The sequence below is a fragment of the Pedobacter sp. GW822-FHT03F06 genome (assembly GCF_058801365.1).
In genome coordinates this window covers 90279-108943 of record NZ_JBXANE010000012.1, presented here as the reverse complement: position 1 = coordinate 108943, position 18665 = coordinate 90279, and the positions used below count along the sequence as shown (strand labels likewise).

Below are 18665 nucleotides of genomic sequence, written 5' to 3'. Positions count from 1 at the left end.
CCAAACGCCTATCGCTAAACGCCAAACCAATCTACCGTTTCCAGTCCCAAATCACAACATTCCATTCTACAGCACTGCCATCGGTATAAGTATGAATAACCTCGAAGCCAATACGTTTATGTGCATTCATCGACCGTAAATTAATGGTTGCAATTTCGGTGATTGCAAAATCGTATTTAGATTCAAAATGCTCTTTATAAGCATGATAACATTGATCGAATAAACCTTTTCCCCTATAATTCTGACTAACACAAACCTGTCCTACAACAACATAAGAGAAAGAAGAAACGGGTTTACCCTGGTATTGAATCTGATCGAAACTTTCGTACATTTCAACCAATCTTGGGATGTCATTTTTAGACTGTTCGGTCATGGCCAACACATAAGCCACAACCAGCTCTCCATCTTTTGCAATAATATTGGGTTCATGCTGATGCATCTTTTCCAGATCATCAAGCGAATGTGAAACCGTAACAAAACCCTGTTCCTTTATTTGTTCGGGGCTTAAATCTTTTTTTAGGTTTTGTTTTTGGAGTTCAAGAACCCCTTCAAGTTCTTTAGTGGTAGATGAATTGACAATGGTAATCATTTCTGAATGGCAGATAATTTAGGCATCTAATGCAATGATAGTTAACGTTAGCAACAAAATGAAGCAAATACTTGCTAATATTAAGATCCTCGCACCGTGCTGCCGATCAGTTAATGAATAAGAAAAAACTTTCTCACCAGTATGCAGTGTTCTTTTTTTCTTCATTAAATCCCAACCAATAACCAGCCCTAAAATCCCTCCGAAAATTGCCGTCAGGTAACCAGTATAAATGTAATTGCGGGTTGAGTTATCTATTTTTTGAGAGTCGTTAGTTCGTATCATGCTTAAAAACAATGGGAATTGACAAATTTAAATGATTCATATCACTTTAAAGAATAAAATCCTTTATCATCAATTTTTTAACATTTATATATTATTTACCTTTGTGCCATGTTTTTATATAATGTTACGCTTATCTTAGATGATGCAGCTGCCGAAGAATGGTTACAATGGATGCAAGATGTTCATATTCCTGAAGTGATGGCTACGGGCATGTTTATTTCCAACCGTTTATTAAAGGTTGTAGATTCACCAAACGAAGGGGTAACCTATTGCGCCCAGTACGTTGCCGAAACATTAGAAAACTATAATAAATACCAGGAAACATTCGCACCCGCATTACAGGCTGAACTAAACGAAAGATACAAAAACCGCTTTGTGGCTTACAGAACTTTGATGGAGTTTGTACCCCCAACCTCCTAGAGGGGGCTTAAAGCCTTAGAAATATAAAGTCTCTTTTAGGGGATTTAGGGGTTCAGCTTCTCATTATTCTTATGCCTATCGGCGTCGCGGATGCTCTTTTTTTCCAGGTTCTTTTCTAAAGCATCGGTAAGGTTTATGCCTGTTTGATTAGCCAGACAGATTAAAACGAACATCACATCGGCCATTTCATCGGCGAGGTTTACCGCTTCATCGCTTTTTTTAAACGACTGCTCGCCATATTTGCGGGCCATAATACGGGCTACCTCTCCAACTTCTTCCATCAAGATGGCCGTATTGGTGAGTTCGTTAAAATAACGGATGCCTGTAGTTTTAATCCAACGGTCTACGGTTTCCTGTGCTTCGTTAATGGTCATGTTTTTCTTCTTCTATTTCTGAATTGATTCTACTATTAATATCAATATTGGCGTCTTCGAGTAAAAAAACGCTTGCTCCTTTTTCTCTGGCATATGGCGTTCGTACCTCACCAATTTTGGTAATCTTCCCAAAAAACGGCCGTTCTTTTTTACGCTGGGGATCCTCTTCATTTGGCTCCCTTATTAAGATTACATGTTTAATCGGTTTATCAATTTTAAACCAGTACAAGTAATCGGCATTATAGGCAACAGCATTGATATTTTTAAATTTCGAGTAATAATTGATGGCCCCAGCCTCTCCGTAATTATCAGCACGGACCAGCAAAGCTGATTTATCTTTAACCCTGGCATAGGCAATATCGGTTAAGGCAGCCATTTCTTTCCAGCCCTGCATATCGGCAAAATCCTGAGGCAGGTCGTGCTGTAAACCATCTTCCCAACGCAACATGCCAATTTTAGCAAATTTCTCATGTTTGGCTATAATCTGCTCTGGACTTAAAACCGGATAAGCAAATTTCAGGGTAAGGCTAAACAGTGCGATGGGTAAAATGACCATCAATACTTTCAAATATTTTTTCCAGCCATTATTAAATACGAAGCTGAAATAAGTACAGCCAGCAGCGATAATTACAGGATACAAACCTGCAGCATAATATCCTTTTGCCCTAAACCAAGTGAACAAGATAATGGAAATGATAAAGCCGAAAATTATCCAACGGAAAGCCGTAAATGGCTTATAAAACAGCAAGGCAATAATCCCCGCCAAAACAATAAAAATAATATTGAAGTAGTAGAGCAACTGATCTTTCAGAAAATCGACCCGGTTAATTTTATCCAATTGCGTTGCGGCTAATTCTTTCATGTGACCAACAACCGGAAAATGATGTGTATACTGCCAGATGAGGTTAGGCAATATCATTAATAAAGCCAGCAAGGCAGCTAAATAGAGATGTTTATTCCTGAAAACCTGTCGTTGGTTTGAGATCAGCAAAGCGGGGATTACACCTGCTGCCAAAAACACAATGCTGTATTTATTTAAAAAGCCCAAGCCAAGAGCAATGCCTGTAAAATAGAGGAATCTATTTTCTTTCGTATCAACAAACCTGATGAGAAAGAAATAAACAGCCGTCCAGCTTAAAATATCGAAGGCGTTAGGTTGAAAAAGTAGATCTAAACGTCCGACAGCACAGCAGATCAAAGCAATTGCCGACAAGACTTTCGCGTATAAATTACCTTTTAGGGCATCTACAATTTTCCAGGTAAAAACCAGGGTTGCTGCACCAATGCTGGCTGACACCAGACGAACTGCTGCCTCGCCACTACCCAGTAATTTAATAATCAGCGCAAATATGGAGGTTACCGGCGGTACAGATTGAAAACCCCAGGCCAAATGATTTGCTTGGTCTAAGTGTAAAAACTCATCGCGGTGTAAACTATATGCTGCATTGACCAGGAAGAAAGGTAAAATCAGTTTCAAAATAACGAAGAAAACAAGAACACCTAAATCCACCGGAGTGGCATTTGACTTTTTAAGATTCATATCATTTTCCATACTTGTGCTACTTTCAGGTAATCTGGCCGTTAAACTTTTCCTATACGCTTATTCTTTATCCTTCGTATCAATCAAAATCGTAACTGGTCCATCATTTAAAAGTGCGATTTTCATATCAGCCCCAAAAATTCCGGTTTTTACTCTTTTACCCAATAAAGCAGATAGCTTTTCGATCATTTTCTCGTAAAGAGGAATCGCCACATCTGGTCGCGCTGCCCTTGTAAAACCCGGACGGTTTCCTTTTTTGGTAGATGCAAACAAGGTAAACTGGCTAATCAATAAAATATCTCCACCCACATCGGCAAGTGCTTTATTCATCATCCCGTTTTCATCTCCAAAAACACGCATCCCGATAATTTTCTGTGCCAGCCAGTCCAAATCCGTTAAAGCATCGGCATCTTCTATGCCTAATAAGACTAAAAATCCGTTTTCAATTGCTCCCGTAACCTTACCATCAACCGTGCAACTCGCCTGTGTAACTCTTTGTAAAACTGCTCGCATTTTATACTACTTTTGCTCAATAAAATTGATATGCGCAAGATAAGTATTTTAGTGATTTTTGTATTTCTCTTCTTTGGCTGCAAACAAAAAACAGTTGTTCACCCTACTTTTTATTATTGGAAAACGGATTATCAGAACAAAAAGGAAGAAACCAGTTATCTAGATCAATTTAAATCTAAATCTTTGTACGTGCGTATTATGGATGTAGATTTTAATCCAGATCTGCAGCTGCCTGTACCTGTTTCGCCGATTAAATTTTCAGACCCGCTACCTAAACAGATTGATATTATCCCTGTTGTGTTTATCGTTAACGAGGTTTTTAACAAGATTGACACCATGCAAACAGCGGTTATGGCCGATCGCATTGTTAAATTTGTAGCCGCTAAGGCAAAACAGGCAGGAAAGCAAAACTATGCAGAATTACAGATTGATTGTGATTGGACCAAAGGCACCAGAAACAGGTATTTTAAATTTCTCGAACAATTAAAAGGAAATGCGCTTTTAAAAGGAAAAACCGTTTCGGTAACCCTGCGTCTGCATCAGGTTAAAAACATTGTATCAAGCGGCGTACCTCCCGTAGAGAAAGCCATTTTAATGTGTTACAATATGGGTAACCTACGTAAGTATGGCGAACAAAACTCTATATTGGATCAGTACGAAATGGATATCTACTTAAAAGATTTCCTGGAACAATATCCCTTACCACTTGATGTGGCCTTACCCATTTTCGAATGGGCAGTGGTATTCAGAAACGGGCAATATGCGGGCATTTCCAAACGGATAGGCAAAACACAAATCGAAGATAAAAAACTTTTTAAACAGAGAGGAAATTCCATTCTCTATGATCTTTTGGTTGATTATCCTGCAGCCGGGTTAAAAAAAGGAGATGTGGTGAGGTGGGAACAGATTTCTGCTAAAGATTTACTTTCGACCTCTAAATTTTTATCCCGACATTTAAGCCCTAGGACTCGAAACCTTGTTTTTTACCATTTAGACACCGACCTATTAAAACATTTTACCAATGAAGACGTTCAAAAAGTTATCGCTAATTTTTAGTGTATTCCTGATTACTTTTTTCGGCGAAATTGCCGTAAATCTTGCCTGTGGTGGCGAGATAGATCCTTATGATTATTATATTTCTTACTTTCACAACAATGTTGAAGGAGATGAATATTCGCCTTTTGCCTACAACCAGATGGTTTACCTCAACAGCGAGACCGATATAGAAAGTGAGCCTGATATTAACAGTCGAGAATGGGCGAAATACCTTAATATTAAAAAAGAGGATGTGCTAAAAGTAATGTACAAAACTGATAGCGCAACTGATGCAAAACTCATTAATTTTAATGGTAACGTTTCACAATTACCCGATAGCTTACAACAGAATAGTTTTATCCAGGCGTTAAGCAAACGCAAAGAATCACTAAAGTATTACCAATTTGCCAAAAGCTGCGAACCATTGGCCAATGTAGATTTTAGTCTTTGGGATCCAAAGCCTCGCGATACGACCGCCATGGGTTCAAAAGCCCAAGAAGGCCTAAAATTGACAGAAGCAGAAAAAGATGACTTTCTTAAACTGCGTTACGCTTACCAAGCTGAACGGATGTTCCATTTTGCAGGTTATCATGCCGAGAGTAAATCAACTTACGAGAAATACATTAAAACCAGTAAGGTAAACAGTGCGGTTAAGGGCTGGGCATTGGCATTGTATGCAGGTTCTACCCGCAGGCTGGGCAATCCCGAAGAATCTGCCTTTTTGTTCTCGAAAGTTTTTGCAAGCAACCCTGAACGGAGAGTACAGGCTTATAAAAATTATTATTACACCAGCTCGCCTGTTAATGGGGCGCTAAAATACGCCAAAACCAATAACGAGAAAGCCAATATCTGGGCGATAAACGGGTTTGGTGATGCTGATTCAGGAATAGAAAGCTTGAATAAAGTTTATCAATACGAACCAAAAAGCCAGCTTAACGGAGCGCTGCTGGTGCGCGAAGTAAATAAATTAGAACAAGATCTTATTGAGGCGAATGACATAGCCAAAATTGGTTATAATTATTATTTCTCGGATAACGGCAATTCTAAATATAAAGACAGCCTAAAAAACATCAATTTAAAACACCTGAATGAAATCAGGAACTTTGCAGTAAAACTGGCTACCGAAAAAAAATATCCACAGCCAGAGCTGGGTACATTAACCGCAGCTTATTTATCGTGGATGGAGAACAAAGATTTTCTGGCGACAAATTACCTTGCCATCCTAAAGCCAGATAAATTACCAGAAAGATTACGCGACCAATACCGCATTACCGATTTATTGATCAAGGCAAAAAACATCAAAAAAGGCAATCCTTTTAATGAGAACGATTTATTGCCGACCTTAAAATGGCTTGACGAAAAGCGTTTTGCAGAAAACAGCGAACAGCCAAAAGGGCAATATTACTATGATACCGATCGTGCCAGTAAACGCTTTAGCAGAACCACGAGGAATTTCTACCAGCAAATATTGGCGCCAGCTTATTTGAATATGGGCGATACTGCAAAAGCAGCATTGGCAATGGTTAAAGGCGATCTGGAATATAAAACATTAAAGGAGAATTCACTTTTCCAGAACATGAGTTATCAGAGTATTACTTTTTGGCAGAAAAACTTAAGTCCGAAAAGCATGCAGGGCTTAGCTGTTTATAAAACCAGGGCGGCAGGCAATGATGTTACCGCTTTGTTGGCTTCGGCTTTAAACCAGCTTAAAAATGATGATTTTTATGAACTTTTTGGCACAACTTACTTGCGCACACATCAATATGATAAGGCTGTGCAAATGTTTGCAAAGGTTTCGCCAAGTTATAAATACTTCAATCCAGAGAACTGGTATGGAGATGAATCCAACGCAAAACTATATGCTAATCCTTTCATCGAAACGATAAATGATTATCCTAAAAAATATGTAACGGCTAAAACTTCGGTTACCAAAAAGGCTTTTGCTGCAGAAATGCTCCGCTTACAGAAATTAACCATCAGTGATAAAAAGAATGCCGCATTTTACTATTATAAAATGGCTAACGCCGTTTACCAAACTGGTTATTTTGGTAACAGTTGGTTCCTGATCAGTTACGATTGGTCATCATACGACAATAGTAACCCGGCAAAATATGTATACGATGGCGATTACAAAAAAGCACAGACCGCAAAAGCCTGGTATTTAAAGGCCAGGGCACTAAGTACCAATGCTGATTTTAAAGCAAAATGTACTTTTATGTTGGCAAAATGTTTGCAGAAACAGATCATCATGAATGCCAATCCGCTATCATTTTATTATTACGATAAAAAAGATATAAAATGGAGAAACTTTATCAAGGCAAATTATAACAATCCTTATCTTAAAGAATTAAGGTTTAGCTATGCAAAAACACCTTTTTATGCTGTGGCGGCAGGCGAGTGTAGTTATTTAGGAGATTTTATCAGGACTAAAACGCAATAGGCCAATCGACTACGCCACTATTAACAGCTTCAAATGAACGGTCGTCATCTCGACCGAAGCAACGCGGAGTGGAGAGATCTTTAGAGCTAGATTTCTCGACTTCGTTGCAATCGCTCGAAATGACGAACCTATGGTTACCATCTAATCAATGCACTGGCCCAGGTAAAGCCCGATCCGAATGCGGCAAGGCATACCAGATCGCCATCTTTAATTTTTCCCGCTTCCCATGCTTCGCACAAGGCAATGGGAACAGAAGCTGCTGTGGTATTGCCATATTTTTGGATATTATTAAAAACCTGATCATCATTTAAACCCAACAACTGCTGCACATACTGGCTGATACGCAGATTTGCCTGATGTGGCACCAACATATCAATATCTTTCTCTGTTAAATTATTAGCAGCCAAAGCCTCTTTAATTACTTCAGGGAACTTCACTACTGCTTTTTTAAAAACCGATGGTCCATCCATATAAGGTAAAGCGGCACCACTGTCTAAAATTTCCTGTGTCATAAATAGTCCCCCCAACTCTTGTTCCGGATAGGCAGGTTTATCTTTTAACCATTTATTGGCATGAGAACCTGGATAATACATGGCCAGGATTTCGGCATCGGCACCATCGCTATGTAAATGTGTACTTAAAATCCCTTTTCCAGGCTCGTCTGTAGGTTGCAGTACCACAGCGCCAGCGCCATCGCCAAAAATTACAGATACGTTGCGGCTACGGGTCTCGAAATCCATCGCGAACGAATGTTTTTCGCTCCCCACTACCAGCACATTTTTATACATACCTGTTTTTACAAACTGATCGGCCACAGAAAGTGCATAAACAAAGCCCGAACATTGGTTTCGGATATCTAAGGCACCAATTTCACCCATGCCCATTTCGCGTTGCAATAACACGCCACAACCTGGAAAATAATAATCGGGGCTTAATGTGGCAAAAACGATAAAATCGACATCCTTAGCGGTAATCCCAGCCCTGTCGATCGCAATTTTGGCTGCTTCAATACCCATTGTAGTAGTGGTTTCCTCATTTCGATCGGCAAAACGGCGTTCTTTAATGCCGGTACGCTCCTGGATCCATGCATCATTGGTATCCATAAAACGGCTTAAATCATCGTTGGTATATATATTTTTCGGAACGTAGTAACCTATTCCCGCAATTTTAGACTGGTGCATGCTATTATTTATATTTTGGTTAAACAAAGTTAATCATTTATTGCCTAAGCCATTATTATTAACAAAGGAACAAAATCTTGTTACTCGATACTAAATACTTGATACTAATGTTTATTTTTGCACCATGTCTACAGAAACCAAAGAAGAGACCTTTACGCTCGAAGAAATTTTAACTTCCCTAAAAACCGTACATCGCCTTATTTTGTGGAATGATGATATCAATACTTTCGATCATGTGATTTACTGCATGATGAAATATCTCGATTATAACGAATCGCAGGCTGAAAAAATTGCCTGGAAAGTGCATAATGACGGAAAATGTCCAGTTTTGGAAGGATCATTTACCGAGATGGAAGTTTACCGTAAAATTTTACAGCAAGAAGGATTAACTGTTTCTGTTGATTAGCATTACTTGTTTCTAGAACTACCCGCGCAATAACGCCATTTCGAGCGAAGTGCAACGAAGTCGAGAACCGTGTAGTGCTCAGCGAAGCTAAATCTATTTAGGCAGATCTCTCTCCCGAACATTCGGGACTTCGCTACAGTCGAGATGGCGACTATTCTATATAAAGATTAACCCTCCAGCCCTTTCAAAAGTTCTAATAATCCGGCCTGTGTGGTTTGTGTTTTATCTTTAGCATACCAGCCATGAAGTTTTTCTGCCAAAACCGACATTTCAGTATTTTCTTTTCTCCACTCCTTTAAAAGCTCCTGCAAAATTTGTGGTCTTGGGCCCCAGGTTCCTAAAACCTGGTCTGCTGATTCATTTAACACAATTAAAACCGGAATAGCTCTTCCACCATTGGTTAAATGCGCATCAATTAATGGCAAATTTTTATCTCTAAGCACAAATTTCAGATCAATTTTACCCAATGACGCAGTTGCGATTTTATTGAATATCGGAACAATCTGCGCAGCATCGCCACACCAGCCTTCAGTAATCACCAAAAACTTATAATTTTCTTTAAGATGATCAATGGTCGAAATCAACTCATCATTTAAGCTGATCGTCTTATCCACGCGATTCATCCTTTGCACATTCATTTTAGTATAATGCAAATCGTAGGTTACATCACCGGTTGCCTTTCCCTCTAACAGAAGTTGATCAATCAATGCACGGTAAGTTAAATAGTCAATACCTTGTTCCTCAAAAATTTCGCGATAATTTATCATAAGATTTCCTAAAAATACAGCGCAAAGGAAAGGAGAAATTCAATGAAAATAATCACGGATTTGCAAGAAAATGCAAGCGATTGATTGCACAGATTTTGGGATTACACAAATGTTTCAGCTGGCAAGAAAAGCAATTCTATGATCGTATAAATGCTGATTTTTGTAGTGTCCCATTTTGATTAAACCCGATAGGAGCGAAAAACACGAAGGTGAGGAACGAACCAAGGCTTTGAAGCGGATAGCGGGACCGCTGCAACCCAAATGTACAGAAACCTGCTTTTCATATTATAAAAATTGCGCGTCAAAAAGATCCTGAAATAAATTACCTTCGGTGAGCTCGCTTAAGGCTCGGTTTACTTCGTAGCTTGGCTGCGCTACAGGTCAGGATGACGATTTGCATCACTAAACCGCCATCAACTTACTCACATGCTGCGTTAGGGCAACAAAATCGGCCACGGTTAGCTGCTCGGCACGTTTCTCAAAATAAATATGATCGTCCATTTTATCCTTAGGCATCACTGCAGAAACAGCATTACGCAAAGTTTTTCTCCGTTGGTTAAAACCCGCTTTAACCACCCGCCAGAATAATTTTTCATCGCAGTCTAAGGTCTCCACTTCATTTCTGGTTAAACGGATTACTGCAGAATGTACTTTTGGCGGTGGATTAAATGTACCCGGCTTAACCGTAAACAGGTATTCAATTTTATAATAGGCCTGAAGAAACACACTTAAAATCCCGTACTCTTTGTTACCTGCAGGTGCTGCACAGCGTTGGGCAACTTCCTTCTGAAACATCCCAACCATTTCTACAACCTTGTTGCGGTTATCTAAAATCTTAAATAAAATCTGCGATGAGATGTTATATGGAAAATTACCAATAATGGCAAACTGACCTAGAAAAATGGCATCGAAATCAAGTTTCAAAAAATCGCCATTAATCAACCGATCGCCAAGCTGAGGATATTTTTCATTTAAAAAGTGGAAAGATTCGGTATCGATATCGATCAGATAAGTTTCTAAATCTTTGCGCTGCAGCAAAAAATCAGATAGGATTCCCATCCCTGGCCCTACTTCTAAAACCTGATTGTATTTATCGGTATTCACCAAAGCCTCTACAATGCGGTTGGCAATGCCTTTATCGGTTAAAAAATGTTGCCCTAAATGTTTTTTCGCTTTTACTAAACTCATACCCCAAACCCCTGAAGGGGCTTTAAAAATTAAAATTCTTTGCAAAGATAGGCTTATTATTTCTTTGCAAATCACTTTGCGTACTTTGCGGTTTCATTTTTTTTAAAGGGTTTAAACGAAAATCAGTAATTTGCGCTAAAATTTTCCAGTAATTATGAGCGATAAACTTAAAATTGGCATTAGTATAGGCGACGTAAACGGCATAGGTTTAGAGGTAATCATTAAAACATTATCTAATCCTGCTATTTTAAATTATTGCACTCCAATTGTTTATGGCCATACTAAGGTTTCATCTTTTCACAGAAAAGCGAATAATTTAGGCGATTTCAGTTTTAATGTAGTTAGCCATGCCAACCAGGCACAGCCCAAAAAAGCAAACATGATTAATTGCTGGGAAGAAGATGTAAAAATCGAATTAGGGCAGATAACGCTAACAGGTGGAAAATATGCACTTTTATCATTAGAGCGTGCAACAGCCGATCTGGTAAACGGTGATATCGATGCACTGGTTACTGCGCCAATCAACAAACATAACATTCAATCAGAAACTTTTGCTTTCCCCGGCCATACCGAATACCTGCAAGAAAAAAGTGGCAGTAAAGATGTGCTAATGTTTTTGATCAGCGAAAATTTAAGGGTCGGTGTAGTTACTGGCCACATTCCGGTGAAAGATGTTCCAACCTCGATTACAAAAGAGAAAATTATCAGTAAATTAAAGCTGATTAACGAAAGCCTGAAAAAAGATTTCTGGATTGAAAAACCAAAAATTGCTGTTCTGGGGTTAAATCCACATGCCAGCGACAATGGTTTATTGGGCACTGAAGAGGCTGAAATTATTACACCAGCCATTCAGGAAGCTTACGACAAAGGTATCGTTTGTTTTGGCCCATATCCTGCCGATGGCTTTTTCGGCAATGGTAGCTACAAACAGTTCGATGCCGTTTTGGCCATGTACCACGATCAGGGCTTAATTCCTTTCAAAACATTAGCTTTCCATAATGGCGTAAACTATACCGCTGGTTTAAGCTTCGTCCGTACCTCTCCCGATCATGGAACAGGCTACGACATTGCAGGTAAAGACCTTGCAGATTCTACTTCTTTCACCGAAGCTTTATTCTCGGCCATCCATATTGTTAAAAACCGTAGGGAACAAGAGGAGATGTTGGGCAATCAATTGCGTACAGGCGGTAAAGTGGTTGAAACACAGTTTGATATTAAAGATGATGCTTCTTAAGGTAGAAGGCTGAGGGTAGAAAGGCTGAAGGTTGTAAGAGCAGAAAGACGAAAGCTGAAAAACCAAAGTAATAATCGGTAGCTATGGCACTCTTGCCTCCGACTTCGGACGTCTGACCTCGTACTTCCAGAAACTAAAGTGATCCATTACTTATTTGTAAAGCAATTGCTGTGTTTCATCGGTTCCGAAAGTCCTGCTATGCGTTCCAATCTTTTTGTGATTATCATGCTCAGCTTGTCGAGGCACCATAACAAAAAGTATTTCCACTACTATCAGGTTTATTTTTGGTAAAATTGTGCATCAAATTCAAAATGAGCGGCACTAAAAAACCCAATTACATTCTCCCCACAATTGTTATTGCACAGTTTCTCTGTACATCGTTGTGGTTTGCTGGCAATGCTGTATTACCCGATATTGTTAAAAGTTTCCCAACTGAGACAAATCTACTGGCCAACCTCACCAGCATGGTACAGTTTGGTTTCATCAGCGGAACATTAGTTTTCGCTTTTTTTGCCATTTCCGATATTTTTTCACCCTCGAAAGTATTCTTTATCTGTGGAATTGCAGCCGCGTTGTTTAACCTTGGCATCTGTTTAGAACTAGCCGATGTTCATTTATTGTTGCTTTTTCGCTTTTTAACTGGTTTTATGTTGGCTGGAATTTACCCTGTCGGCATGAAAATAGCATCCGATTACTTTAAAGACGGGCTAGGAAAATCATTAGGTTTTTTAGTTGGTGCTTTGGTTTTGGGTACTGCCTTCCCTCATTTATTAAAAACATTTACTGCAAATTTTCCCTGGCAGTATGTAATCTTCGCTACTTCGGGTTTATCTCTAATTGGTGCAATTGCTATTTTATGGTTTGTACCAAATGGCCCATTTAGAACTGCCGGACAAAAATTCGATTTTCGATCTTGTTTTAATGGCTTTAAAAACCCTGATTTTCGCTCTGCTGCTTTCGGCTATTTCGGGCACATGTGGGAGCTTTATACCTTCTGGGCTTTTTTACCAGGTATGCTATTGCTTTATAACACCAAACATGCACATGCAACTTTAAATATCCCGCTGTTTTCTTTCTTAATTATCGCATCAGGTGGCCTCTCCTGCATGATCGGCGGTTTGCTCTCACAAAAATTCGGCGCAAAACGGATTGCCACTATTGCGCTGTCCATTTCTGGATCATGTTGCCTGCTCTCCCCAATTTTCCTATTCAGCGGCTCAGTATATCCTTTTCTTATATTTTTATTTTGCTGGGGCTTGTCCGGCACAGCCGATTCACCCTTGTTTTCTTCTTTAATTGCCAAACATGCACCAGAAAGTCTGAGAGGAACTTCGTTAACACTGGTAAACTGTATCGGCTTTGCCATTACGATTATTAGCATTCAGGTGATTAATCTTTTGGCTAAAGAAATGAATTCGCATTATCTTTATATGGTTTTGGCTGTTGGACCGGTTTTGGGATTATGGGCACTAATCAGCAAGAAATCGCATTAGGCCTGATTTCCAAAATCTCTTATATTGCAAAAAATTGAATCGCAAAATATACCATGGGGCTCGACATTCATCTCATTACCGATAATTCAGAAGAAATATCCCGTTTAAAAAACACAGATAACTATGTAGATTTTTTTAACCAACATAGTTTAAGCAGAACCTTTTGCAACCTGATGTCGCGGAGGGATGTGATTGAAAAAGAAACCGAACTCGACCAGATAAGTAGGCTGACAGAAACAGATATTTCAATTTTATATGAAATGGAGCAATACTGGAACGAAATGGAGATTGATTTCCGTTTGTCTTTTGCAGAAACAGAAAACGATAAGAAAAAAGTTCGTGAGCAGATCGCAAATAATAGAAAAAAAATAGATAACAATATAAATAAGGTACTGGAAACGATCGAAACTTTGATCCAAAAGCTTTCAAAGCTAGGCGCACTAAATGATAAATTGGATAGCCATGAGATAGACACCCTTGACAATGATTACTATTTTACTGATTTTAATCTCGATAAAGGTGAAGGCTATATTGGCAATAATTTCGGACAGGACCTTAGAAATTTCAGAAGATTTTTAGAATATGCAAAAGCCAATGGCGCAAATGCAGTATGGTTTGATTACGGATAAATAGAATGAAATATGAAGAATAATATATCACCCATCATAAAACCAGCAGAATTAACCTGGTTAAACCAAGACGAGGAGATCGTAATTATCGATGCCAGCGCTGGTTCGAAAGCCAGATACGATGAACAACATTTGGCAGGCGCACTTTTTGCAGATGTAAATAGCGATTTAGCCAACATTGGCGATTTTGCTATCGGTGGAAGGCATCCCTTGCCAACATTCGACCAGTTTTCTGCCGTTTTACAGGGGCTCGGTATCACAAAAGACAGCCATGTGATTGTTTACGATGATAAAAACGGCGGTAACGCCGCTGCAAGGCTCTGGTGGATGCTAAAAGCAATTGGTCATGAAAAAGTACAAGTAATTGATGGGGGCTTTCAGGCGGCCGTTAAAGCAGGTTTCCCAACAACAGATAAAGTAGAAATCCCAAAATCTGTGGGAAAATACGAAATCACAACATGGAACCTACCGTTATCGGATATCAATGAAGTAGAAAAAGTTGCTAAAACCGACGATTACATTGTGATTGACGTGCGCGATGCCAACCGTTTTGCAGGCCTCACTGAACCGATCGATTTGATTGCAGGCCATATCCCTGGTGCGGCAAATATTCCATATACCGAAAATTTAGATGCTGATGGTGCTTTCCTGGCCCCTGAAATATTGAAGGAAAAATATGCTGAAGCTTTGGCTCAGGTTAAACCAGAAAATGTAATTGTACACTGCGGCTCGGGCATTACCGCCTGCCATACACTACTGGCGATGGATTATGCCGGCCTACCTATTCCAAAACTTTATGTAGGCTCATGGAGCGAGTGGAGCAGGAATAACAAAGAAATGGTATTGGCTGATCAGTAATTTTTGTTGGTCGATATTTGCAATCTCGGCTCAATGAACTGTGGATTTACAATCCACTTAATAAATAAAAACCCTTTATTCTAAGTCGGGATTACAAATCCCGACTAACAAGAAACGTTCAAGGTCTTACAGTATTTCAATTAACATTCTGAAAACCTGTCCGATTAACATCAACAATTTTAAAAAAACATTTTTAATCTAATTATTTTATCCCTACATTTGCAGGCTAAAATTTTACAGTACTTTGAACCCACTAAAACAATTTTCATTACCGTTTACCGGATTAAAATTGGGAACTCATCAGTTTGATTATGAGCTTGATGACCGCTTTTTTAATGCATTTGAGTATTCGTTAATAAAAAGCGGAAATTTAAAAGTAGACCTGGAACTTGAGAAACAAGAGACCATGTTGCTTCTAAAATTCAAAGTTATTGGTACAGTTAATTTAGATTGCGATAAATGTTTATCTGAGTTTTCGTTGCCTGTAAATCTTTATGAAAGGCAGATTGTAAAGTTTGCTGAAGATGAACTGGAGAGCGATGATGAAGAAATTATTTCGCTAAGCCGTAAAGATACCGAGATTGATATATCTGGTCCTTTATACGAAATGATTAACGTAGCGGTACCTTATATCAAAAACTGCGAGCAGGCAGATAAAGATTGCGATCAGGAGATGATTGACCGTTTAAATCAATTATCGATCGAAAAGCAGGCTGAAGAAAATGAACAAACAAGCGACCCACGTTGGGAAGCCCTTAATAAGTTAAAAAAATAATTAGATTATACACCAATGGCACATCCAAAACGGAAAATCTCGAAACAGAGAAAAAATAAAAGAAGAACACACTATAAAGCGGTTACTCCTTCTTTAGCAACATGCTCGGCAACAGGTGCTATTCACGTACCTCACCGTGCTTACAACGTTGATGGTAACTTATACTACAACGGCAAACTGGTTATCGAAAATACTCAGATAGGGTAATTTTCTTAAAAAATTGTTTGTGTTTTCAGCGGCTTTAGTCATACCTTAGTCAACTGAAAAATTCAGGATTACACCTGACTTAACACAAACAGATTTTTTCTATGAAAATAGGCCTCGACATAATGGGCGGAGACTATGCTCCCAAAGCAATTGTTTTGGGAGCAATAGCTGCTCATCAATCGCTTAACGCTGGAGAGCATTTAGTTCTTATTGGCGATACCGAACAGATTAAACCCATTCTTGCAGAAGAAGGTTTTAATCCAGATCATTTTGAATACGTTCATACTGATGAAGTAATTGGTATGGGCGAACATCCCACCAAAGCAATCGTTCAGAAACCAAATTCGAGCATAGCAGTTGGTTTTAACCTTTTAAAAGAAGGCAAAATCGATTCTTTCGCTAGTGCTGGTAACTCTGGAGCCATGTTGGTTGGCGCAGTTTTTAGCGTTAAAACCATTCCGGGCATTATCCGCCCTTGTTTATGTACAATTCTTCCAAAAATTAAAGGTGGCACAGGCTTACTGTTAGATGTAGGTGCTAATGCCGACTGTAAACCCGATATTTTACTACAATTTGGTGTTTTAGGTAGTTTATATGCAGAAAATCTTTTGCATATAAATGATCCGAAAGTTGCCCTGATAAATATTGGTGAAGAAGATGAGAAAGGGAATATGCTAAGCATGGCTACTTTCCCGTTAATGAAAGAAACCAAACTCTTCAACTTTGTTGGCAATGTGGAAGGGAGAGATTTATTTAACGATAAGGCCGATGTAATCGTATGCGATGGTTTTACCGGAAATGTGATGCTAAAATTAGCAGAATCGTTTTACGTGCTTACCATCAAAAAGGGACTTAAAGATGAGTTCTTCGATCGTTTTAATTATGAACAATACGGTGGAAGTCCGGTTCTAGGCGTTAACGCTCCCGTTGTTATCGGACATGGAATTTCTAGTCCGCTAGCTGTTAAAAATATGGTTCTACAATCCAGAGAAATGATCACTACAGGATTGGTAGAAAAGATTAGAATGGCATTTAAATAATTTATTAAAATTCTTAAAATGAGTAAAATTCACGCTGCTATTACAGCAGTAAATGGTTACGTTCCCGACTATGTGCTTACAAACGCAGAGTTAGAGACCATTGTTGACACTTCGGATGAATGGATTACCAGCAGAACGGGAATTAAAGAACGTAGAATTTTAAAGGGAGAAGGTTTAGGTACTTCCGATATGGCTGTTCATGCTGTAAATGGTTTACTTAAAAAGAGGGGAATTGATGCAAAAGAAATTGAACTGATTATCTTTTGCACCACTACTCCAGATTTTACTTTCCCTGCAACAGCAAACGTTTTAGCTGATAAAATCGGCGCTACAAATGCCTGGGGTTATGACTTACAGGCTGCTTGTTCTGGTTTTATTTTCGGGCTTTCTACAGGCGCATCGTTTATAGAATCAGGAAGGCACAAGAAAGTTTTAGTTGTTGGCGGCGATAAAATGTCGTCAATCATCAACTACGAAGACCGTACAACCTGTATCATTTTTGGTGATGGTTGTGGCTGTGCCTTATTGGAACCAAATGAAGAAGGTTTGGGTATTCAGGATTCTATCTTGAGAACAGATGGTTCTGGAAGAGATTTTCTGGGTATGAAAGCTGGTGGCTCTGTTAAACCTGCTACACACGAAACCATCGATGCAAGAGAACATTTTGCACACCAGGAAGGTCCAACAGTATTTAAATTTGCCGTAACCAATATGGCCGATGTTGCTGCCGAAATTATGGAACGCAACAGCCTAACTGCTGATGATGTTGCATGGTTAGTGCCTCACCAAGCCAACAAACGCATTATCGATGCCACTGCAAACCGCATGGGCGTTACAACCGATAAAGTAATGATTAACATTGAACGTTACGGAAATACAACCAACGGAACAATTCCTTTATGTTTATGGGAATGGGAAAGCAGACTAAAAAAAGGCGATAACATCGTTTTAGCTGCATTTGGCGGTGGTTTTACCTGGGGTTCGGTATACCTTAAATGGGCTTACGATACCAAGTAATTTATTTGAGCGCTTGGAGTTTGGAGTTAATTAACTACTTGATAAAGCATCATGGCCATTAACTATCAACTATTAAACCATCAACCTTAAAGGGTTGCAAAGAAAAATAAAACAAAAAAAGTATAACTTAGTTAATTCAATAAACACTATTTTTTACATAACTAGCCTAAAAAATGGATATCAAACAAATACAGGAACTGATTAAATTTGTTTCTCGTTCTGGAGTAAATGAAGTTGCTATTGAGCAGGAAAACTTCAAAATCACGATCAAAACAAACCAAGCACCAACAGTTGTGCATGCTACCGTACCACAGGCTCCGCTTGTACAGGCTGCTGCCCCTGTTGCCACAGCTCCTACTGCTCCGGTTGCAGCAACACCTGCTGTACCAGCTGCAGAAGACACTTCAAAATACTTAACCATTAAATCTCCGATGATCGGTACTTTCTACCGTTCAGCTAGCCCAGACAAGCCAATGTTTGTTAATGTTGGCGATGAAATTAGCACTGGTAAAGTAGTTTGTATTATCGAGGCAATGAAACTTTTCAACGAGATTGAAAGCGAAATTTCTGGCCGTATCGTTAAAATCCTGGTTGATAATGCATCGCCAGTAGAATACGATCAACCGTTATTTTTAGTAGAACCTATTTAGAAGCTGATTTCACAGATTAATTTGATT

21 protein-coding genes are annotated in these 18665 nt (G+C 39.0%); 13 read left to right on the top strand and 8 right to left on the bottom strand.

What is annotated here, in order from left to right; all coding sequences use genetic code 11:
- Positions 1-31 precede the first annotated feature (31 nt).
- Together AC1RJ8_RS19995 and AC1RJ8_RS19990 are read right to left on the bottom strand one after the other, a co-directional pair.
- Complete coding sequence (locus AC1RJ8_RS19995; protein ID WP_492955313.1) at positions 32-589, bottom strand: GNAT family N-acetyltransferase; 558 nt, start codon at positions 587-589, stop codon at positions 32-34.
- 18 nt (positions 590-607) lie between these two features.
- Positions 608-871, bottom strand: coding sequence for a hypothetical protein (locus tag AC1RJ8_RS19990; protein ID WP_492955312.1), 264 nt, complete (start codon positions 869-871; stop codon positions 608-610).
- A gap of 108 nt (positions 872-979) precedes the next feature.
- On the opposite strand from AC1RJ8_RS19990, the gene AC1RJ8_RS19985 reads away from it, so the two are divergent.
- Positions 980-1291, top strand: a complete 312-nt coding sequence (locus AC1RJ8_RS19985; RefSeq protein WP_492955311.1) for a DUF4286 family protein — start codon at positions 980-982, stop codon at positions 1289-1291.
- 44 nt (positions 1292-1335) lie between these two features.
- Here the strand turns inward: AC1RJ8_RS19985 and AC1RJ8_RS19980 are convergent, their stop codons facing one another.
- From AC1RJ8_RS19980 to dtd, 3 genes are read right to left on the bottom strand one after another with little or no spacing between them, the layout of a single operon-like run.
- On the bottom strand, positions 1336-1665 hold the full coding sequence (locus AC1RJ8_RS19980; protein ID WP_492955310.1) for a nucleotide pyrophosphohydrolase: 330 nt from the start codon (positions 1663-1665) through the stop codon (positions 1336-1338).
- Complete coding sequence (locus AC1RJ8_RS19975; protein ID WP_492955309.1) at positions 1655-3205, bottom strand: glycosyltransferase family 39 protein; 1551 nt, start codon at positions 3203-3205, stop codon at positions 1655-1657. Before AC1RJ8_RS19975 ends, AC1RJ8_RS19980 begins: the two co-directional genes overlap by 11 nt.
- Before the next feature lie 60 nt (positions 3206-3265).
- Positions 3266-3718, bottom strand: coding sequence for a D-aminoacyl-tRNA deacylase (dtd, locus tag AC1RJ8_RS19970; RefSeq protein ID WP_492955308.1), 453 nt, complete (start codon positions 3716-3718; stop codon positions 3266-3268).
- A gap of 30 nt (positions 3719-3748) precedes the next feature.
- Here dtd and AC1RJ8_RS19965 point away from each other — a divergent pair, with 30 nt between their 5' ends.
- Both AC1RJ8_RS19965 and AC1RJ8_RS19960 read left to right on the top strand, forming a co-directional pair.
- Positions 3749-4774, top strand: a complete 1026-nt coding sequence (locus tag AC1RJ8_RS19965) for a hypothetical protein (protein ID WP_492955307.1) — start codon at positions 3749-3751, stop codon at positions 4772-4774.
- Positions 4740-7193: a hypothetical protein gene (locus AC1RJ8_RS19960; protein WP_492955306.1), complete on the top strand. Its 2454-nt coding sequence runs from the start codon at positions 4740-4742 to the stop codon at positions 7191-7193. The genes AC1RJ8_RS19965 and AC1RJ8_RS19960 overlap by 35 nt, the downstream gene beginning before the upstream one ends.
- A gap of 134 nt (positions 7194-7327) precedes the next feature.
- Here the strand turns inward: AC1RJ8_RS19960 and AC1RJ8_RS19955 are convergent, their stop codons facing one another.
- Positions 7328-8374, bottom strand: coding sequence for a 3-oxoacyl-ACP synthase III family protein (locus AC1RJ8_RS19955; protein ID WP_492955305.1), 1047 nt, complete (start codon positions 8372-8374; stop codon positions 7328-7330).
- Positions 8375-8498: 124 nt separating this feature from the next.
- Between AC1RJ8_RS19955 and AC1RJ8_RS19950 the strand changes: the two genes are divergently transcribed.
- Positions 8499-8780 carry an ATP-dependent Clp protease adaptor ClpS gene (locus AC1RJ8_RS19950; protein WP_029274160.1) on the top strand — a complete coding sequence of 94 codons (282 nt, stop codon included), beginning with the start codon at positions 8499-8501 and terminating at the stop codon, positions 8778-8780.
- 167 nt (positions 8781-8947) lie between these two features.
- Here AC1RJ8_RS19950 and AC1RJ8_RS19945 read toward each other — a convergent pair whose 3' ends face one another.
- Both AC1RJ8_RS19945 and rsmA read right to left on the bottom strand, forming a co-directional pair.
- On the bottom strand, positions 8948-9547 hold the full coding sequence (locus AC1RJ8_RS19945) for a thioredoxin family protein (RefSeq protein ID WP_492955304.1): 600 nt from the start codon (positions 9545-9547) through the stop codon (positions 8948-8950).
- 402 nt (positions 9548-9949) lie between these two features.
- Entirely contained in the window at positions 9950-10735 is a 786-nt protein-coding gene (gene rsmA, locus AC1RJ8_RS19940) for a 16S rRNA (adenine(1518)-N(6)/adenine(1519)-N(6))-dimethyltransferase RsmA (RefSeq protein WP_492955376.1), read from the bottom strand.
- Between the two features lie 154 nt (positions 10736-10889).
- Here rsmA and pdxA point away from each other — a divergent pair, with 154 nt between their 5' ends.
- The 9 genes from pdxA to accB all read left to right on the top strand — a co-directional run bounded on the left by pdxA (position 10890) and on the right by accB (position 18638).
- On the top strand, positions 10890-11969 hold the full coding sequence (pdxA, locus tag AC1RJ8_RS19935; protein ID WP_492955303.1) for a 4-hydroxythreonine-4-phosphate dehydrogenase PdxA: 1080 nt from the start codon (positions 10890-10892) through the stop codon (positions 11967-11969).
- Between the two features lie 311 nt (positions 11970-12280).
- Positions 12281-13462, top strand: a complete 1182-nt coding sequence (locus AC1RJ8_RS19930) for an MFS transporter (protein ID WP_492955302.1) — start codon at positions 12281-12283, stop codon at positions 13460-13462.
- A 53-nt stretch (positions 13463-13515) separates the two neighbouring features.
- A complete protein-coding gene (locus AC1RJ8_RS19925) occupies positions 13516-14091 on the top strand; it encodes a hypothetical protein (RefSeq protein ID WP_492955301.1) in 576 nt (191 codons plus the stop codon).
- Between the two features lie 12 nt (positions 14092-14103).
- On the top strand, positions 14104-14949 hold the full coding sequence (locus AC1RJ8_RS19920) for a sulfurtransferase (protein WP_492955300.1): 846 nt from the start codon (positions 14104-14106) through the stop codon (positions 14947-14949).
- Positions 14950-15193: 244 nt separating this feature from the next.
- Positions 15194-15724 carry a YceD family protein gene (locus AC1RJ8_RS19915; protein ID WP_086547980.1) on the top strand — a complete coding sequence of 177 codons (531 nt, stop codon included), beginning with the start codon at positions 15194-15196 and terminating at the stop codon, positions 15722-15724.
- A 15-nt stretch (positions 15725-15739) separates the two neighbouring features.
- Positions 15740-15931, top strand: coding sequence for a 50S ribosomal protein L32 (rpmF, locus tag AC1RJ8_RS19910; RefSeq protein ID WP_025143959.1), 192 nt, complete (start codon positions 15740-15742; stop codon positions 15929-15931).
- A 101-nt stretch (positions 15932-16032) separates the two neighbouring features.
- Entirely contained in the window at positions 16033-16971 is a 939-nt protein-coding gene (plsX, locus tag AC1RJ8_RS19905) for a phosphate acyltransferase PlsX (RefSeq protein WP_492955299.1), read from the top strand.
- Between the two features lie 18 nt (positions 16972-16989).
- Positions 16990-17988 carry a beta-ketoacyl-ACP synthase III gene (locus AC1RJ8_RS19900; protein WP_492955298.1) on the top strand — a complete coding sequence of 333 codons (999 nt, stop codon included), beginning with the start codon at positions 16990-16992 and terminating at the stop codon, positions 17986-17988.
- A gap of 173 nt (positions 17989-18161) precedes the next feature.
- On the top strand, positions 18162-18638 hold the full coding sequence (gene accB / locus AC1RJ8_RS19895; protein WP_086547983.1) for an acetyl-CoA carboxylase biotin carboxyl carrier protein: 477 nt from the start codon (positions 18162-18164) through the stop codon (positions 18636-18638).
- The last annotated feature ends 27 nt before the right edge of the window (positions 18639-18665 follow it).

Excerpts from the sequence above, each read along its gene's own strand:
- dtd (WP_492955308.1), bottom strand. The coding sequence starts at position 3,718 with ATGCGAGCAGTTTTACAAAGAGTTACACAGGCGAGTTGCACGGTTGAT.
- AC1RJ8_RS19980 (WP_492955310.1), bottom strand. The coding sequence starts at position 1,665 with ATGACCATTAACGAAGCACAGGAAACCGTAGACCGTTGGATTAAAACT.
- pdxA (WP_492955303.1), top strand. The coding sequence starts at position 10,890 with ATGAGCGATAAACTTAAAATTGGCATTAGTATAGGCGACGTAAACGGC.
- AC1RJ8_RS19965 (WP_492955307.1), top strand. The coding sequence starts at position 3,749 with ATGCGCAAGATAAGTATTTTAGTGATTTTTGTATTTCTCTTCTTTGGC.
- AC1RJ8_RS19920 (WP_492955300.1), top strand. The coding sequence starts at position 14,104 with ATGAAGAATAATATATCACCCATCATAAAACCAGCAGAATTAACCTGG.
- AC1RJ8_RS19975 (WP_492955309.1), bottom strand. The coding sequence starts at position 3,205 with ATGAATCTTAAAAAGTCAAATGCCACTCCGGTGGATTTAGGTGTTCTT.
- AC1RJ8_RS19950 (WP_029274160.1), top strand. The coding sequence starts at position 8,499 with ATGTCTACAGAAACCAAAGAAGAGACCTTTACGCTCGAAGAAATTTTA.
- plsX (WP_492955299.1), top strand. The coding sequence starts at position 16,033 with ATGAAAATAGGCCTCGACATAATGGGCGGAGACTATGCTCCCAAAGCA.
- AC1RJ8_RS19925 (WP_492955301.1), top strand. The coding sequence starts at position 13,516 with ATGGGGCTCGACATTCATCTCATTACCGATAATTCAGAAGAAATATCC.
- accB (WP_086547983.1), top strand. The coding sequence starts at position 18,162 with ATGGATATCAAACAAATACAGGAACTGATTAAATTTGTTTCTCGTTCT.
- AC1RJ8_RS19955 (WP_492955305.1), bottom strand. The coding sequence starts at position 8,374 with ATGCACCAGTCTAAAATTGCGGGAATAGGTTACTACGTTCCGAAAAAT.
- AC1RJ8_RS19945 (WP_492955304.1), bottom strand. The coding sequence starts at position 9,547 with ATGATAAATTATCGCGAAATTTTTGAGGAACAAGGTATTGACTATTTA.
- AC1RJ8_RS19990 (WP_492955312.1), bottom strand. The coding sequence starts at position 871 with ATGATACGAACTAACGACTCTCAAAAAATAGATAACTCAACCCGCAAT.
- AC1RJ8_RS19960 (WP_492955306.1), top strand. The coding sequence starts at position 4,740 with ATGAAGACGTTCAAAAAGTTATCGCTAATTTTTAGTGTATTCCTGATT.
- AC1RJ8_RS19930 (WP_492955302.1), top strand. The coding sequence starts at position 12,281 with ATGAGCGGCACTAAAAAACCCAATTACATTCTCCCCACAATTGTTATT.
- AC1RJ8_RS19985 (WP_492955311.1), top strand. The coding sequence starts at position 980 with ATGTTTTTATATAATGTTACGCTTATCTTAGATGATGCAGCTGCCGAA.
- AC1RJ8_RS19995 (WP_492955313.1), bottom strand. The coding sequence starts at position 589 with ATGATTACCATTGTCAATTCATCTACCACTAAAGAACTTGAAGGGGTT.
- rpmF (WP_025143959.1), top strand. The coding sequence starts at position 15,740 with ATGGCACATCCAAAACGGAAAATCTCGAAACAGAGAAAAAATAAAAGA.
- rsmA (WP_492955376.1), bottom strand. The coding sequence starts at position 10,735 with ATGAGTTTAGTAAAAGCGAAAAAACATTTAGGGCAACATTTTTTAACC.
- AC1RJ8_RS19900 (WP_492955298.1), top strand. The coding sequence starts at position 16,990 with ATGAGTAAAATTCACGCTGCTATTACAGCAGTAAATGGTTACGTTCCC.